Here is a 15,648-nt window from a genome sequence, read left to right as displayed (position 1 = left end):
CCCGCACCGTTTTCCAGGAGAAGGCCATGTTCACCGGCATTATCGAATCCATCGGCAGTATCCGTGCCATGACCCCCAAGGGCGGCGACGTGCGCCTGCTGGTTGACACCGGCAAGCTCGACCTGGGCGACGTCAAGCTGGGCGACAGCATCGCCGTCAGCGGCGTGTGCCTGACCGTCGTCGACTTGCCGGGCAACGGCTTTGCCGCCGATGTCAGCCGGGAAACCCTGGACTGCACGGCGATGAGCGACCTCAAGGCCGGCAGCCCGGTCAACCTGGAAAAAGCCCTGACCCCAACCACGCGCCTGGGCGGTCATCTGGTCAGCGGCCATGTCGACGGCGTCGGCGAAGTAGTGGCGCGCAGCGAAAACGCCCGCGCCGTGGAGTTCCGCATCCGCGCGCCCAAGGAGTTGGCCAAATACATCGCCCACAAAGGCTCGATCACCGTCGATGGCACCAGCCTGACCGTGAACGCCGTGGATGGCGCCGAATTCGCACTGACCATCATTCCCCACACCCTGAGCGAAACCATCATGGCGTCGTACCAGCCAGGTCGCCGGGTGAACCTGGAAGTCGACTTGCTTGCCCGTTACCTGGAGCGCCTGCTTATGGGCGATAAGGCCGCAGAGTCTGACTCTCGACAAAAGCCTGCCAGCAACATCACCGAAAGTTTTCTGGCCGCTAACGGCTACCTGAAATCCTGACCAAGGGGGTGCCCTGTGGCGCTCAATAGCATCGAAGAACTGGTTGAAGATATCCGCCAAGGCAAGATGGTCATCCTGATGGATGACGAAGACCGTGAGAACGAAGGCGACATCATCATGGCCGCCGAGGCGTGCAAGCCGGAGCACATCAACTTCATGGCCAAGCACGCCCGTGGGTTGATCTGCATGCCCATGAGCCGCGAACGCTGCGAGTTGCTCAAGCTGCCGCTGATGGCGCCGCGCAACGGTTCCGGGTTTGGCACCAAGTTCACCGTATCGATCGAGGCCACCACCGGCGTGACCACCGGGATCTCCGCCGCCGACCGTGCGCGCACCGTGCAAGCGGCCGCCGCGAAAGACGCCAAGGCCGAAGACATCGTCAGCCCGGGCCACATCTTCCCGCTGATGGCCCAGCCGGGCGGCACCCTGGCCCGCGCCGGCCACACCGAAGCCGCCTGCGACCTGGCGCGCATGGCCGGTTTCGAGCCGAGCGGGGTGATCTGCGAAGTGATGAACGACGACGGCACCATGGCCCGTCGTAGCGAACTCGAAACCTTTGCCGCCCAACACAACCTCAAGATCGGCACGATTGCCGACCTGATTCACTACCGGATGATCCACGAACGTACCGTTCAGCGGATTGCCGAGCAGCCGCTGGACAGCGAACTGGGCCAATTCAACCTGGTGACCTACCGTGATTCGGTGGAAGGCGACGTTCACATGGCGCTGACCCTGGGCACCATCTGCGCCGACGAACCGACCCTGGTGCGCGTGCATAACATGGACCCGCTGCGCGACCTGTTGATGGTCAAGCAACCCGGGCGCTGGAGCCTGCGCGCCGCGATGGCTGCGGTGTCCGAGGCCGGCAGTGGGGTGGTGCTGCTGCTGGGCAACCCGGTGGATGGCGACGTCTTGCTCGCGCATATTCGTGAGTCCGCCGAGCAAACCCAGGTCAAAACGCCGACCACCTACAGCATCGTCGGCGCCGGTTCGCAGATCCTGCGCGACCTTGGCGTGCGCAAAATGCGCCTGATGAGCGCACCGATGAAATTTAATGCGATATCCGGTTTCGACCTGGAAGTTGTAGAATACGTGCCCTCCGAATAAAGGCTGGCGATTTTCGCCCCTTGTTCGCGGTTAAATCATCACTGAAGGACGCACTTTTCGCGTCCCGGCTCTTTAAGAGATTTGTCGAATGACCCTGAAGACCATCGAAGGTACCTTCATCGCCCCCAAAGGCCGCTACGCCCTGGTGGTTGGCCGCTTCAACAGCTTCGTGGTTGAAAGCCTGGTAAGCGGTGCCGTGGACGCCCTGGTTCGCCACGGTGTGAGCGAGAGCGACATCACCATCATCCGTGCCCCTGGCGCCTTCGAAATTCCACTGGTTGCGCAAAAAGTTGCGCAACGGGGTGAATACGCGGCGATCGTCGCCCTGGGCGCGGTCATTCGTGGCGGTACGCCGCACTTCGAATACGTGGCTGGCGAATGCACCAAGGGCCTGGCCCAGGTGTCCATGGAGTTCGGCGTACCGGTTGCATTCGGCGTGCTGACCGTGGATTCGATCGAACAAGCCATCGAACGTTCCGGCACCAAGGCCGGTAACAAAGGTGCTGAAGCTGCCCTGTCCGCCCTGGAAATGGTCAGCCTGCTGGCGCAGTTGGAGGCCAAGTGATTTCCGACGAGAGCGATCGTTTCAACCCGCGCGACCCACGCCCAGCCGACGCCGGCAAGCCGTCCAAGAGCGTCAAGCGTCGCGAAGCGCGTCAGCTTGCGACCCAGGCGCTGTATCAGTGGCACATGGCGAAAACCTCGCTGAACGAAATCGAAGCGCAATTTCGCGTCGACAACGATTTCAGCGACGTCGATGCCAGCTACTTCCACGACATCCTGCACGGCGTCCCGGCCAATAAGACCGAGATCGACATCGCGCTGGCACCGTGCCTGGACCTGACCCTCGACGAGCTGGACCCGGTTGAACTGGCCGTACTGCGCCTGTCCACCTGGGAACTGCTCAAGCGCGTCGACGTGCCGTACCGCGTGGTGATCAACGAAGGTATCGAACTGGCGAAAGTCTACGGTTCGACCGACGGTCACAAGTTCGTCAACGGCGTGCTCGACAAGCTGGCCCCGCGCCTGCGCGAAGCCGAAGTGAAGGAACACAAGCGCTGATCCGCGCTTGAGTTCCCGATGGGCGAGTTTGAGCTGATCCGCAAATACTTCGCCGCCGCGCCTTGTGCGCAGGGCGGCGAGGGCATTGCCCTGGGGATCGGCGATGACTGCGCCTTGCTGGCGCTCCCCGCCGGGGAGCAGTTGGCAATCTCCACCGATACCTTGGTGGCCGGCGTGCATTTCGCCGACCCCTGTGATCCGTTCCTGCTCGGCCAGCGCTCGCTGGCCGTGGCGGTGAGCGATCTGGCCGCCATGGGCGCCGACCCTATAGCGTTTACCCTGGCCCTCACAACCCCCACCGTCGATGCCGATTGGCTGCAACGCTATGCCCAGGGTTTGAACGCCATGGCGCAGAGCTGCCGCGTGGGCCTGGTCGGCGGCGACACCACGCGCGGGCCGCTGAGCCTGACCATGACCGTGTTCGGCCGTGTGCCGGCCGGGCAAGCGTTGACCCGCAGCGGTGCGCGGCCGGGTGACTTGCTGTGTGTGGGCGGGGAATTGGGCAACGCGGCGGGAGCGCTGCCGTTGGTGCTGGGCCAGCGCAGCGCCGAGGCCAGCATCGCCGACCCGCTGCTGGCGCATTACTGGTCGCCGCAACCGCAGTTGGCCCTGGGCGTTGCCCTTCGGGGCAAGGCGACGTCTGCAATGGATATTTCCGACGGGCTCCTGGCCGATTGTGGGCATATCGCCAAGGCATCGGCTGTCAGCCTGCTGGTCGAGCGCCAGCGACTGCCGTTATCCAAAGCCTTGCTCGCATTTGTCGGCGATGACGCGGCGCGGGTGGCGGCCTTGAGTGGCGGCGACGACTATGTGTTGGTGTTCACCCTGCCACCGGCCGCGCTGGCACCGTTGCTGGCGGGCGGCTGGCCGGTGCATGTGATCGGCCGGGTCGAGGCGGGGCAGGGGGTGACGCTGCTCGACGCGAACGGGCGCGACATCACCCCGGCCGTTCGCGGTTATCAACATTTTCGCGAGACGCCCTGAGTCAGCATTCAGACCTGCATAGAACCGAGACGAAGGCCAATCGAGCCGATTGATCTTTATCAACGATAATTCAGCTTAAGCGTCTGTAGGAACGTGCTGTTACAATGCCCGCCTCTGTGAAATCTGAAATCAGGAGCACACGGTGCCCGTCGTTTTCGTCGCTGCTTCCAAGCTGCCTACCCCTTTTGCCATGTTCACCATGCATGGCTTCCTCGAAGAAGCCAACGGGCGCGAGCACGTCGTGCTCAGCCTGGGCGATATCGCCGATGGCGCGCCGGTACTGGGCCGCATCCACTCCGAGTGCCTGACCGGCGACGCGCTGTTCAGCCAGCGCTGCGACTGTGGTTCGCAACTGGAAGCGGCGATGCGCGCCATTGCCCATGAAGGCCGCGGCATCTTGCTGTACTTGCGCCAGGAAGGTCGTGGCATTGGCCTGCTGAATAAAATCCGCGCCTACGAGTTGCAGGACGGCGGCGCCGACACCGTTGAAGCCAACGAGCGCCTGGGCTTTGCCGCCGACCAGCGTGATTACGGCATCTGCCTGCCGATGCTGGAGCACCTGGGCGTGAAATCCCTGCGCCTGATGACCAACAACCCGCGCAAGGTCAAAGCCTTGACCGAGATGGGCATCACCGTCGCCGAGCGCGTGCCGCTGCACACCGGGCACAACCCGCACAACAAGCTCTACCTGGCGACCAAAGCCAGCAAGCTCGACCACATGATGGGCAACGAACACCAGGGCGAGGTCGACCGCGCGTGACTCGAGGCCAGGTGAAACGGCGACTGTCCTTCAATTGGTGGCAGTACCTGGCGCTGGCGTTGCTGCCATTGTTCGTGATCAACCTGGTGTTCGCTCAGGCCGAACCCCTGTTGCCGGTGCTGGCCATGCCGTTCTTCATTGCCGGCGTGGCCTCGATGTTTCTCAGCCTGCGCTATTTTCATGGCTATAAACATGCGTTGATCGCCACCTCTAAAGCCCTCGACACCGCAGAAGAGCCGGCGGCCTGGATCACCCTCGCCGCCCGTCGGCGCACGGCGTTGCTGATTGCCTCCGTGCCCGCCTGGATCGGTGCGCTGGCGGTATTCGTCGGCCTGGAAGCGGTGCCGTTGTTCCTGCTGGCGTTGTCGACCCTGGTGTTGTTTTACCTCTACCGCATCCCGCGTCAATTGGGATGAAGCCTCGCTGGCTGGCGCTCCTGCTGCTGGCGTTCGCTGCCCAGGCCCTGGCGGTCGAGCGGGTGGTCAGCCTGGCGCCGTCGCTGTCGGAAATCGTGGTTGAACTGGGCGCTGCCGACCTGTTGGTGGGCGTGCTCGACGGCGGCGAACGGCCAGCGGCGCTGGCGAAGGTCGCGTCAGTCGGGCGCTATGGGCAATTGAACATCGAGCGCTTGCTCAGCCTCAAGCCCGACCTGATCCTGCTCTGGCCCGGCAGCATCGGCCCGGCCCAGCGTGAACAGTTGCAGCGCCTGAATATCCCGGTCTACGTCGCCGAACCCCATAACCTCGAACAACTGACCCAGCAGGTCCAGGCCATCGCCGAGCAACTGGGGCGCGCCGACGCCGGCCGGCAATTGTCTGCGCAGTTGCGCCAGCGCCTGGCCGGGTTGCGCCAGCGCTATCAGCGTGCCGAACCCTTGCGGGTGTTTTACCAAGTGTGGAGCCCGCCTTTGTACACCGTGGGCGGTGGGCAGATCATCAGCGATGCGCTGAGTGTGTGCGGCGCGCGCAATGTGTTCGACGACCTCACGCTGCCCGCGCCGCAGGTCAGCGTCGAGGCGGTGCTGCAGCGCAACCCCGAGGTGATTCTGGCGGCGGATCAACCGCAGTTGGATGCCTGGAAAGCCTGGCCGCAGCTGGCGGCGGTGGCGCAGGGGCGTTTGCTGTTGGTGCCGGACAAAGGCCTGGAACGGCCGAGCGGGCAGATGTTGGAAGCCTTGGCGCGGTTGTGTCAGGTGATTGCGCCGAACCGCTGACGCAATCGCAGGCACGCCGACGTTTCTATCAGAGCGTCGGCGTCCAAGTCACGCCAACCCTCCACACCCGACCTTCTTCCCGATAGTCCTGATTGTTCAGGAACGCCGGATCGTCATAGCTGTAACGTGCCCGAGCGTAAGTCTTGTCCAGCACGTTATCGACTTTCAGCGACAACGCCACTTCCCGGCTGAGCGCCCAACTGCTGCGCAGCCCGAGCAAGGCATAACCGCTCAGGCGATTGCGATTGGCTTCGTCGTCGTAGCTGCTGCTGATCGCCTGCCAGCTCGCACCGACGCCGAGTTGATCGAATTGCCGATCCAGGTCCAGGTTCAGGGTGCGCCGCGCACGGCGGGCGAGGGTGTGGCCGCTGTCGCGGTCGCGCGGGTCGATCAGCGAAACGCCCAGGTTGCCCTGCCAGCCGAACAGCTCGTGCTTGAGCGCGGCTTCAAAACCATTGATCCGCGCCGAGGCGACGTTCTGCGGTTTGCCGCCGTCGAGAATGATCGCGTCGCTCAAGTCGGTGCGGTACAGCGAGGTTTCCAGGCGCGTGTGGTCGCCGAGCTGGCTGCGCCATTGCAGCTCGTAACTCTTGGAGGTCTCGGGCTGAAGATTCGGGTTGCTGTACTGCGTGTCCGGGTAATAGAGGTCATTGAAGGTCGGCGCACGGAAGCCTTCGCTGTAGCTGAGCAGCACATCGTTGTCGGGGTTGATCGGCACGGTGAGGGTGCCGCTCCAGCTGTTCTGGCTGCCAAACTGTTGGTTCTGGTCATGGCGCAGGCCCAGTTCGGTGGAAAACCACTCGCTACGGAAACGATGCTGGACAAAGGCGGCACGGTTCCAGCGGCTGTTTTCGGTAAACGTGGTGGAGCCGTGGAAGCGGTCTTCGTACCAGTCGCCGCCGAGGATCAAGCTGTTGCGCTCATTCAGGGTCAGGTCGTTCTGCCAGTTGACAGAGTCGCGGTAGGTGTTGAACACGCTGAAGTCATCGCTGAGGGTGTCGCGCTTGGTGTCGCGGTTCTCGCTGTGGCCCAGTTCCAGGCGCGATTGCCAGCGTTCGCTGAGGCGGGCGTCGGCATAGCCGCTGGCGCTGCTCACGGCGTAGTCGGTGTAGGGTTTCTGGCCGACGCTCTGCCCGGTGGCGACGTCGTAGCGGCCGAAGCTGTTGTCGTACTCCGACTTGCCGCGGCTATCCAACAGGTTGAAACCGGCTTCCAACGCGTCACTGAAACTGTGGCTGAGGTTCAGGCTGACGGACTGGTTGCGGTAGGCATCATGGTCGCCATCGCTGGGAAACGAGGTGTGTGTCGAGTTGATGCCGGCGCTTTCATCCAGGCTCGCGCCCAGGTTGAAGCGCGTGTGTTCGTCGCCGCCGGACAGCCCGAAGCTGCGCTCCCAGCTCTGGTGGCTGCCGAAGCCCAGCCGCAGGCGCGGTTGCAGGCCCTGTTCGGCGTTGCGCCGGGTAAACACCTGGATCACCCCGCCAATCGCATCGCTGCCGTAGATCACCGAGCGCGAGCCGCGCAGCACTTCGACGCGCTCGATCTGGTCCACATTCAGGTATTGCAGGCCGCTGTCGCCGGAGGTGGCGTTGGCGATGCGCTGGCCGTCCACCAGCACCAGGCTTTGCGCGGACTTGGTGCCGCGCAGGTAGATGCCCGGCAAACTGCCACGGCCGCCGGTGGGCGCCACTTGCACGCCGGGCACGCGGCTGAGCAGGTCGGTCAGGCTGGTGGGTTGCAGGCGGTCGATGTCGTCGCGGGTGAAGACGGTGTTGGCGGCACTGCTGTCGTTGCGCGCCTGGACCTGGCGGTTGGCGCTGATGACCACGTCGGGGAGTTTCAGCGCGGCGTCGCGGGTGTCGGCGAGCAGGTCGTGGGCTGGCAGAAGCAGCAAGGGCAGGGCAAGGCGCAGGTGATTCATAGAGCGGTCCATAGCTTTTTGTAGGAGCGAGCTTGCTCGCGAAAAACCTGAGGACGCCGCGTGCATACAGAGTACATGCGTCATCGTTGACGTTTTTCGCGAGCAAGCTCGCTCCTACAGAAGTCTCGGGGGGTTATAAACCCAGGAGTGTCATGCGTTCGCGGACCGACGCCTCGATACCCGCCTCGTCGAGCCCGCACTCGGCGAGCATCTGCGCCGGCTTGGCGTGTTCGACGTACACATCCGGCAAGCCCAGGTGCAGCACCGACTTGAGGATGTTCTCGCGCGCCAGGAACTCGCTGACCGCCGCACCGGCACCGCCCATGATGGCGTTTTCTTCGACCGTCACCAGCAGTTCGTGGCCGGCGGCGATCTCGCGCACCAGCGCTTCATCCAGCGGTTTGACGAAACGCATGTCGACCACGGTGGCGTCGATCTTCTCGGCGACTTTCAGGGCTTCGGCCAGTTGCACGCCGAACACCAGGAACGCGGTCTTGCTGCCTTGACGTCGCACAACGCCCTTGCCGATTTCGATCGGCGCCAGGTCTTTTTCGATCACCGCGTTCGGGCCGGTGCCGCGCGGGTAGCGCACGGCGGCCGGGCCGTTGTAGAGGTGGCCGGTGCTGAGCATCTTGCGCAGTTCGTTTTCGTCGCTCGGCGTCATCACCAGCATGCCGGGGATGCAACGCAGGTAGGACAGGTCGAAGCTGCCGGCGTGGGTCGGGCCGTCTTCGCCGACCAGGCCGGCGCGGTCGATGGCGAACAGCACGTCGAGGTGCTGCACCGCGACGTCGTGCACCAACTGGTCATAAGCGCGCTGCAAGAAGGTGGAGTAGATCGCCACCACCGGCTTGGCGCCTTCGCAGGCCATGCCTGCGGCGAATGTCACCGCGTGCTGCTCAGCGATGGCGACGTCGAAGTAGCGCAGCGGGAAACGCTCGCTGAACGCCACCAGGTCGGAACCTTCCTTCATCGCCGGGGTAATTCCCACCAGGCGCGGGTCGGCGGCGGCCATGTCGCACAGCCATTCGCCGAACACACCGGAATACTTTGGCCCGCTGGCTTTTTTCGGCGCGGCGGCGGGGGCGTCCAGGGGGTCGAGCTTGGTGATCGCGTGGTAACCGATCGGGTCGACTTCCGCCGGGGCGAAGCCTTTGCCTTTCTTGGTGACGATGTGCAGGAACTGCGGGCCTTTGAGGTCACGCATGTTGCGCAGCGTGGCGATCAGGGTCGGCAGGTCGTGGCCGTCGATGGGGCCGATGTAGTTCCAGCCCAGCTCTTCGAACAGCGTGCCGGGCACCAGCATGCCTTTGGCATATTCTTCGGTGCGGCGGGCGATTTCCCACGCGCCGGGCAAGCGCGACAGCACTTTCTTACTGCCTTCGCGCATGCTGGCGTAGGTCCGGCTGGAAAGGATCTTCGCCAGGTAGTTGGACAGGCCGCCGACATTGCGCGAGATCGACATGTCGTTGTCGTTGAGGATCACCAGCATGTTGGCGTCCACTTCCGGCGCATGGTTCAGCGCTTCGAAAGCCATGCCGGCGGTCAGCGCGCCGTCACCGATCACCGCAATCGCCTTGCGATCGCTGCCTTGCAGGCGCGAGGCAATCGCCATGCCCAGCGCGGCACTGATCGAGGTGCTGGAGTGGCCGACGCCAAAGGTGTCGTACTCGCTCTCCGAGCGACGCGGGAAGGCGGCGATGCCGTCCTTCTGGCGCAGGGTGCTCATGCGCTCGCGACGGCCGGTGAGGATTTTATGCGGATACGCCTGATGGCCCACGTCCCACACCAGCCGGTCGTCCGGGGTGTCGAACACGTAATGCAGCGCGATGGTCAGCTCGATGACGCCCAGGCCGGCACCGAAATGCCCACCGGTCTGGCCGACCGTGTAGAGCAATTCCAGGCGCAATTCATCGGCCAGGGTTACCAGCTCGGCTTCACCCAGACGACGCAGGCCGTCCGGCGTGACAGCACGGTCGAGCAGAGGCGTGGACGGGCGTTTGCGGGGAATCTCTTGAAACGTCGTGGGCATCAGGCGAATCGTTATAGGTATAGAAGAGGCGGCAGTTTACCTCAAGCATCGCAAACTGCCCACGCAGAGCACCGAACTTGACCGATATGTGGCTGTAATGGCCGCGGTTATCAGTGACGACGTTCGACGATGTACCGCGCCAGGTCTCGCAGGGGCTCGGCTGCTGCGTCGAAAGGTCGCAGGGCGGCCAGGGCCTGGTCGCGCAGTTCCAGGGCATAGGCCTTGGCGGCATCCAGCCCGAGCAGCGCAGGATAAGTCGGTTTGTCCCGTGCGATATCGGCGCCCTGACGTTTGCCCAGGGTGGCGGTGTCACTTTCTACGTCGAGAATGTCGTCCTGCACCTGGAACGCCAGGCCGATGGCCCCGGAGTAAACCTGCAAAGCCGCCAATTGCGCGGCTTCGGCACGCCCACTGGCCAGTGCGCCCAGGTGGACGGCGGCTTCGATCAGGGCGCCGGTCTTGTGCCGATGCATGTGTTCGAGGGCCTGTTGATCGAGCTTCTGGCCCACCGAGCCGAGATCGATGGCCTGGCCACCGACCATCCCGGCGGGGCCTGCGGCGACCGCCAGGGTGGTGACCATGCGCAAGCGGATCTCGGCATTCACGCTGCTCAAACTCGGGTCGAGCAATGCGCTGAACGCCAGGCTTTGCAGGCCATCGCCGGCGAGGATCGCGCAGGCTTCGTCAAAGGCTTTATGGGTGGTCGGCTGGCCGCGACGCAGGTCATCGTCGTCCATCGCCGGCAAATCGTCATGCACCAGGGAATAGGCGTGAATCAACTCCACCGCGCAGGCCGCGCCGTTGGCCTGTTCGGCAGGCGCGCCGAGGGCTTCGCATGCCGCATAGGCCAGCAACGGGCGCACCCGCTTGCCGCCATTCATCACGCTGTAGCGCATGGCCTCGTAGAGCCGTTTCATTTCCGGGCTTGGCGCAACAAACAAGGGCTCCAGCGCCGCATTGACCCGGGCTTGGCTACTGGCCTGATACGCGTCGATCATTCGGGCTGTTCCGCATCGAAAGGTTCTTCGGCCAACTCCCCGTCGCGTTCGAGCAACACCTGGACCTTCTGCTCCGCCTGCGCCAACGCGCTCTGGCAGTCGCGGGTCAGGCCGATGCCTTGTTCAAACGCCGTCAGCGAGTCTTCCAGCGACAACTCGCCGTTCTCCAGACGCTCGACCAGGGTTTGCAGGTCGGCGAGGGATTGTTCGAAATCGAGTGCAACTTTTTTGCGGGCCATGGCGGCTATTCCGGTAGACGGTAAACCGGCGCGACACTAGCAGACATGGGGGATGGGGGCAAATGAACGGGGCGACTGAGCCGATTGCGCGGTCGCCTGTTACTGCGCCGCCGCGGCGCGCAAATAGTTATACACACTGGCCCGGGAAATCTTGAAGTAGTCGCCGACGTAGTCGACAAAGTTACGCACATCCAGCAAGCCGTGTTCCCGCGCCTGCACCAGCACCTGGATGATTTCGCTACGGCCGAAATCGGCGGGTTTCAAATGATTTTCGGCGGCGAGGGTTTCGATGATCTCATTGAGTTTTTCCCGCCAATCGCCGCTGAACAGCGATTCTGGGCGCCCCTGGGACTGCTGGCCTACGGCAAAGCCGCTGATCAGTTTCTGCACTTGGGCCAGGGCGGTCACATCGAAGTTCAGGCACAGCAAGGCGCAGGGTTCACCGTTGGCGGCACGGGCGACGAGGGAGATCGAACGCAACTGACGGCTGTTGATCCCGGTCTTTTCATACGGCCCGACGGTGTCGGGTCCGGCAGCCAACTCAGCCAGGTCAGTGATCAGCGATTCATCCCCGACCTGACGTCGGGAAAAGCCATTGGCGATGTGGGCAATACGCCCGGTGTGCAGGTCGTGTACCACGGCTTCCAGGTCCGGATAGAGCAGGGCGGCGATGCCGTCGGCGGTTGCCTTGATGAATGCGATATCGACCATGGGTTAACCGGGCACTGGAAAAAGGAACGGTGATTGTACGCAGGCGTCCGAACAGTTGTCAGTCCACGGCCTGCATGCGCTGCACCGCGAGGGTCGCCAGTGCGATGTCCTGAGCGGCCAGGCCGGTCAGGTCGGCGATGGTCAGGTCATCGTCGCGGAAACGCCCGCGTGCCTTACCGGCCAGCACATGGCCGAGGGAAACGTCGGCCTGGTCGCTGATCAAATGGGCCCGTACTGCGTGGCTCATTTCGCCATGGTCCAGGCATTGGGCCCGGTCATCGGTCATGAGCACCCGTGCCCTCTGCAGCAGCAACGGGTCCAGTTCCTGTTTGCCTGGGCTGTCTGCGCCCAGGGCGACAATATGAGTGCCTTTACGCACCACGTCGGCCGGTACGATTGCCTGGGTCGACGGCGTGCAGGTAATCACCAGATTGCACTGTGCGAAAACAGCCTCAACGCTGTCGGCTGCTTGGGCTTTCAACCCAGCTTGCTGCAGCGCGTTGGCGAGGTGTTGTGCCCGCTCGGGAGCGCGTCCCCAGATCACCACACGCTCGATTCCGAGCAGTTCGCAGGCCCAGCGCGCCTGCAGTTGCGCCTGATGCCCGCTGCCGAGAATGCCTAACGCGCTCACCCGTGCGGGCGCCCCGGCCCGTGCGGCCAAGGCACCGGCGGCGGCAGTGCGGCAACTGGTCAGCCAGCCTTCGTCGTTGAGGATGGCGCGGGTCTTGCCGGTGTGAGAATCGAACACCAGCACCAGGCCATTATTGGTCTCCAGGCCGCGGGAAGGATTCTCATAAAAGCCCATGGCCAGCTTGACCACAAACACCGAACCGTCTTTCGCGTAGCCGGACTTGATATGACAGTCCCCCGGCGGGTTTTCAAACAACAACACCCCCGGCGGCGGGGCCACGATGCGGCCGTCGGCGTGACTGATCAATGCCTGTTCCACCGCGTGCAGCATGTCTTGGCGCGACAGCGTGGCGCGCAATGCACTGAGTTCGTAAACCGCCAGTGGCACCGCGCTCATCACGCACGCTCCTGCAGGGGAACGCAGGTTTTAAGCTTGAAGTCCGAGAGTGTGGTCATGGCGCGCTCCTGAATATCAACGGGACGAAAGCGCGACACTAACCTGTTTTGTATTTATTGTCTAATTTGTACTTATAGTGCAATTCTGGTTTGAGTGTTTAAGCATCGCGTCAAACTCGACCAGCCCGGCCTGCATCTTCTGCAGTGCCGCCATCTGCAGCGCCAGCTCCTCCTGCTTGCGGGCAATCGCCTGGCTCGCGCGCGCCCAGGGCAGCGCGTCGCCCTGGTGCCCGTGCAAAATGGCCTGTAACTCCTTGAGCTTGAAACCCAGTTGCTGAGCACACTTGATCAACATCAGCAGCTCGACACTCTGCGCCGAATAGACCCGATACCGCCCCGCTCTCTGCGGGCTGGGAAGCAGGCCGATCGCTTCATAGTGACGAATCGCCCTGATGGTCGTGCCCGACAGTTGCGCCGCTTTGCCGATGAACATGAAAACGCCCTTTTCCAAATAATCCGCCGGCCCGCGTCAGCCAACGAGCGCGTTGCGCGGGCGTGGAACCCAGCACCGGCCCGAGCAACAAGGTCTTGGTCACCGTTATGCCGCAAAACGCCAGCGTCGTCTTGCGCATCTGATGAATACCCGGCATGCGGTAGAACCAGCGGTAATACCATGGCGGCGTATCGAGCGTCACCAGCAAGTGCGCGGTTCGGCCATGCAGCAGTTTGTCAGGAAATGCCTTGCCTGCACGGTACTTGAAGGCGAAGCCGGGTAGGAAAACTCTATCGATAAAGCCCTTCATCAACGCCGGAATACCACCCCACCAAATCGGCAAGACAAACGCCAAATGGGTGGCCCACAGGATATCTGCCTGGGCACCGAGCAAATCGGCTTCCAGGGCTTGAATGTCGGTGTAACCGTGATGCAGCACCGGGTCGAAAGCCAGCGTGCCCAGCCGTAGGACGCGTACTTCATGGTCGGCGTTTTTGGCCGATTGGATGTAGGTGTCCGCCAGTGCCGAACAGAAACTGGTGCTGGAGGGATGGCCGAGGATGACCAGAATGCGCTGAGCCATGGGGATGAGTCCTGAAACGGGGTTGCAGGGTAGGGGCTGCCGTATAGGGGAGAGTCAAGGGCAATAGCACGATGCGGCTTGCCCCACGTTTTGCCCCGTTACTCATAAACCCCCGGTCTCAAGTGCTTGAGATTCGTCACCGATGAACAGCGGCTGGAACGTTTTGCTTGGCACGTAGCCGGTTATTTTTTTGTCATGTGTAAGGTTTTGAGGCGCATGTTCGGTGATGTGCATATTGATGTCGTTGGCGGCCTGCCGGCTTTTGCTACCAACGCTCTGGATCAAGTGCCCCGTGGTCTGCCGGCCCTCCTGCCGGGCGACAATCTCGATCAAGCAGTGGCGAAGTGCCAGGTCTCAGCAAACCTGTTCAATGCAATGCATGCGTTCCATCCCCTCGTGACGTGTGCGAATACTTTACCTGTATAAGTCTACATTCTAGACCTGTCGTCTATTGCTACATATCGTGTGGCTGTCGTTTAAACAAATTGGGTATACGCAAGGAAGTACGCATGACTATGGCAGAAGCAGTGTCGACAGGGGCATTGGTAGTGTTGGGGAGCATCCTGCTGGTGCTCCTGCTGCAATACTTGAGGCTGCGTGAACTCTGGAAAATGGCGCTTACCTGCCGCCGGAACGCGCGCTGGGGGCGGATCTATGAGGCTGAGAACCGGGAGTTGCGTTCTGCGCTGCGCGCTGAGAAGGCGCATATCAAGCAGTTGCAGACGAAGGTGGGGATTTTGCAGGGGGTGATTGCGCAGGAAGAGTAGCCTGGGAACGTCTTAGCCGGACCGCCGCTAATTGGATCTTGCAGTGTACTGCCGATCAACTTGACACCGATGATGGCAAAATGCAACTTGTCCACCTGAAGCGTAGTACACCTGGATACATTATTAAGGGACGATATGAGTAAGGCTCAGGATTTCTCCAAGCTGTATGCGCGTGTGGCGAGTGATATCGCCACTGCACTGGAAGACGTTTCCAGGCTTGATGTCAGTAACGACAAGGGCAATGCCCACCTCGCCAGCGTTAAAGAAAAACTCGGCGAAATGAAGTTGCGGTTCGACTCCGAGATTACCTATCTCGAGAAACATGCCGAGTGGGACAACTTCACCATCGCCTTCTTCGGCGAAACAAACGCTGGGAAAAGCACGATCATTGAAAGCCTGCGCATTCTGTTTGAAGAAAAGAAACGCCAGGCGCTGATCAAAAGAAACCAGGCCACCGTCAGTGATATCCAGGCGGTGTTCTCGGAGAAAAGCGACGCGCTTATTGACGAACTCAGTACGCGTTATGTCAGCTTCTGCGAAGACGTTGCCGCGCTGGGGGACGACATTGGCGCCCTGGTCAACCAGACCCAGCGCGACCTGTTAAGCACCCGCCAGCAACTCGAGCATACCCAGCAGGATTACACCTTCTGCAAAGAGCGGCTTAATCATGCCCAGAGCGATTTGGATAACACGCGCCAAGCGCTGCAAGGCACCGAAACGCGCCTGAGTGAAAGCCAGAGCATGCTGGGCCAGGTCCGGGGTGAACTGCAACAGGTTGGTCAGCAGTTACAAGGCGCACGCAGCGACTGCCAGCGCAGTCAGCAGCAACTGACGGAGCAAAGTACTCAGTTGCAAGCCAGCCAATCGCAATTGCTCGAAAGTCAGCGCCAGGCTGAGGTTGCGCGCATTGCTTCAGAGCGGCGTGCAACAGTGAAACTGGTGATCGGTCTGGCCGTGGGTTTGGCGTTCGGTGTCATCGCGGGAGTCTTGGGTTACGCCCAATTGCTTTAAGGTCGGCGTCTTTTTGCCCGGCACTTATTTCTCATTC

Annotated in this window: 18 protein-coding genes and 1 pseudogene; 10 read left to right on the top strand and 9 right to left on the bottom strand. The window is 62.3% G+C overall.

Annotated features, from left to right (window positions below; translation table 11 throughout):
- Nucleotides 1–26 precede the first annotated feature (26 nt).
- The 8 genes from AC07W0_RS01415 to AC07W0_RS01380 all read left to right on the top strand — a co-directional run bounded on the left by AC07W0_RS01415 (nt 27) and on the right by AC07W0_RS01380 (nt 5,830).
- Complete coding sequence (locus AC07W0_RS01415; RefSeq protein WP_017849579.1) at nt 27–704, top strand: riboflavin synthase; 678 nt, start codon at nt 27–29, stop codon at nt 702–704.
- A gap of 15 nt (nt 705–719) precedes the next feature.
- Nucleotides 720–1,811 carry a bifunctional 3,4-dihydroxy-2-butanone-4-phosphate synthase/GTP cyclohydrolase II gene (ribBA, locus tag AC07W0_RS01410; RefSeq protein WP_046381892.1) on the top strand — a complete coding sequence of 364 codons (1,092 nt, stop codon included), beginning with the start codon at nt 720–722 and terminating at the stop codon, nt 1,809–1,811.
- An 88-nt stretch (nt 1,812–1,899) separates the two neighbouring features.
- On the top strand, nt 1,900–2,376 hold the full coding sequence (gene ribH, locus AC07W0_RS01405; protein ID WP_017849577.1) for a 6,7-dimethyl-8-ribityllumazine synthase: 477 nt from the start codon (nt 1,900–1,902) through the stop codon (nt 2,374–2,376).
- Complete coding sequence (gene nusB / locus AC07W0_RS01400) at nt 2,373–2,873, top strand: transcription antitermination factor NusB (protein WP_017849576.1); 501 nt, start codon at nt 2,373–2,375, stop codon at nt 2,871–2,873. Before ribH ends, nusB begins: the two co-directional genes overlap by 4 nt.
- A gap of 18 nt (nt 2,874–2,891) precedes the next feature.
- Nucleotides 2,892–3,857: a thiamine-phosphate kinase gene (thiL, locus tag AC07W0_RS01395; protein WP_046381893.1), complete on the top strand. Its 966-nt coding sequence runs from the start codon at nt 2,892–2,894 to the stop codon at nt 3,855–3,857.
- A 142-nt stretch (nt 3,858–3,999) separates the two neighbouring features.
- On the top strand, nt 4,000–4,617 hold the full coding sequence (gene ribA, locus AC07W0_RS01390) for a GTP cyclohydrolase II (protein WP_017849574.1): 618 nt from the start codon (nt 4,000–4,002) through the stop codon (nt 4,615–4,617).
- Entirely contained in the window at nt 4,614–5,033 is a 420-nt protein-coding gene (locus AC07W0_RS01385; protein ID WP_026140360.1) for a nuclear fragile X mental retardation-interacting protein 1, read from the top strand. The genes ribA and AC07W0_RS01385 overlap by 4 nt, the downstream gene beginning before the upstream one ends.
- Nucleotides 5,030–5,830 carry a cobalamin-binding protein gene (locus AC07W0_RS01380; RefSeq protein ID WP_102616999.1) on the top strand — a complete coding sequence of 267 codons (801 nt, stop codon included), beginning with the start codon at nt 5,030–5,032 and terminating at the stop codon, nt 5,828–5,830. The genes AC07W0_RS01385 and AC07W0_RS01380 overlap by 4 nt, the downstream gene beginning before the upstream one ends.
- Nucleotides 5,831–5,858: 28 nt before the next feature.
- On the opposite strand, the gene AC07W0_RS01375 is transcribed toward AC07W0_RS01380, so the two are convergent.
- From AC07W0_RS01375 to AC07W0_RS01335, 9 genes and pseudogenes are all read right to left on the bottom strand, one after another.
- Nucleotides 5,859–7,751, bottom strand: a complete 1,893-nt coding sequence (locus AC07W0_RS01375) for a TonB-dependent receptor domain-containing protein (RefSeq protein WP_102616998.1) — start codon at nt 7,749–7,751, stop codon at nt 5,859–5,861.
- A gap of 133 nt (nt 7,752–7,884) precedes the next feature.
- Nucleotides 7,885–9,783, bottom strand: a complete 1,899-nt coding sequence (dxs, locus tag AC07W0_RS01370) for a 1-deoxy-D-xylulose-5-phosphate synthase (protein WP_017849570.1) — start codon at nt 9,781–9,783, stop codon at nt 7,885–7,887.
- Nucleotides 9,784–9,893: 110 nt separating this feature from the next.
- Nucleotides 9,894–10,781 (bottom strand): (2E,6E)-farnesyl diphosphate synthase, encoded by an 888-nt coding sequence (gene ispA, locus AC07W0_RS01365; RefSeq protein ID WP_017849569.1) that lies wholly within the window; start codon nt 10,779–10,781, stop codon nt 9,894–9,896.
- Nucleotides 10,778–11,020, bottom strand: coding sequence for an exodeoxyribonuclease VII small subunit (locus AC07W0_RS01360; protein ID WP_003176346.1), 243 nt, complete (start codon nt 11,018–11,020; stop codon nt 10,778–10,780). Before AC07W0_RS01360 ends, ispA begins: the two co-directional genes overlap by 4 nt.
- A gap of 99 nt (nt 11,021–11,119) precedes the next feature.
- Nucleotides 11,120–11,731 (bottom strand): helix-turn-helix transcriptional regulator, encoded by a 612-nt coding sequence (locus tag AC07W0_RS01355; RefSeq protein ID WP_017849568.1) that lies wholly within the window; start codon nt 11,729–11,731, stop codon nt 11,120–11,122.
- A gap of 58 nt (nt 11,732–11,789) precedes the next feature.
- Nucleotides 11,790–12,758, bottom strand: a complete 969-nt coding sequence (locus tag AC07W0_RS01350) for a Rossmann-fold NAD(P)-binding domain-containing protein (protein WP_102616997.1) — start codon at nt 12,756–12,758, stop codon at nt 11,790–11,792.
- Nucleotides 12,759–12,878: 120 nt separating this feature from the next.
- The gene (locus tag AC07W0_RS01345; protein ID WP_102616996.1) at nt 12,879–13,250 is read right to left on the bottom strand and encodes a MerR family transcriptional regulator; all 372 of its coding nucleotides are present in this window, start codon (nt 13,248–13,250) and stop codon (nt 12,879–12,881) included.
- Entirely contained in the window at nt 13,189–13,833 is a 645-nt protein-coding gene (locus AC07W0_RS01340; RefSeq protein WP_046381898.1) for an NAD(P)H-dependent oxidoreductase, read from the bottom strand. The genes AC07W0_RS01345 and AC07W0_RS01340 overlap by 62 nt, the downstream gene beginning before the upstream one ends.
- Nucleotides 13,834–13,956: 123 nt before the next feature.
- Nucleotides 13,957–14,184 (bottom strand): annotated as a pseudogene (locus AC07W0_RS01335) (BrxR family helix-turn-helix transcriptional regulator); the annotation flags it as partial.
- 158 nt (nt 14,185–14,342) lie between these two features.
- On the opposite strand from AC07W0_RS01335, the gene AC07W0_RS01330 reads away from it, so the two are divergent.
- A complete protein-coding gene (locus AC07W0_RS01330; protein WP_017849563.1) occupies nt 14,343–14,600 on the top strand; it encodes a hypothetical protein in 258 nt (85 codons plus the stop codon).
- Between the two features lie 135 nt (nt 14,601–14,735).
- The gene (locus tag AC07W0_RS01325) at nt 14,736–15,611 is read left to right on the top strand and encodes a P-loop NTPase family protein (RefSeq protein WP_102616994.1); all 876 of its coding nucleotides are present in this window, start codon (nt 14,736–14,738) and stop codon (nt 15,609–15,611) included.
- The last annotated feature ends 37 nt before the right edge of the window (nt 15,612–15,648 follow it).

The sequence above is a fragment of the Pseudomonas sp. GW704-F2 genome (assembly GCF_059423025.1).
This window is presented reverse-complemented; position numbering and strand designations above follow the sequence as displayed.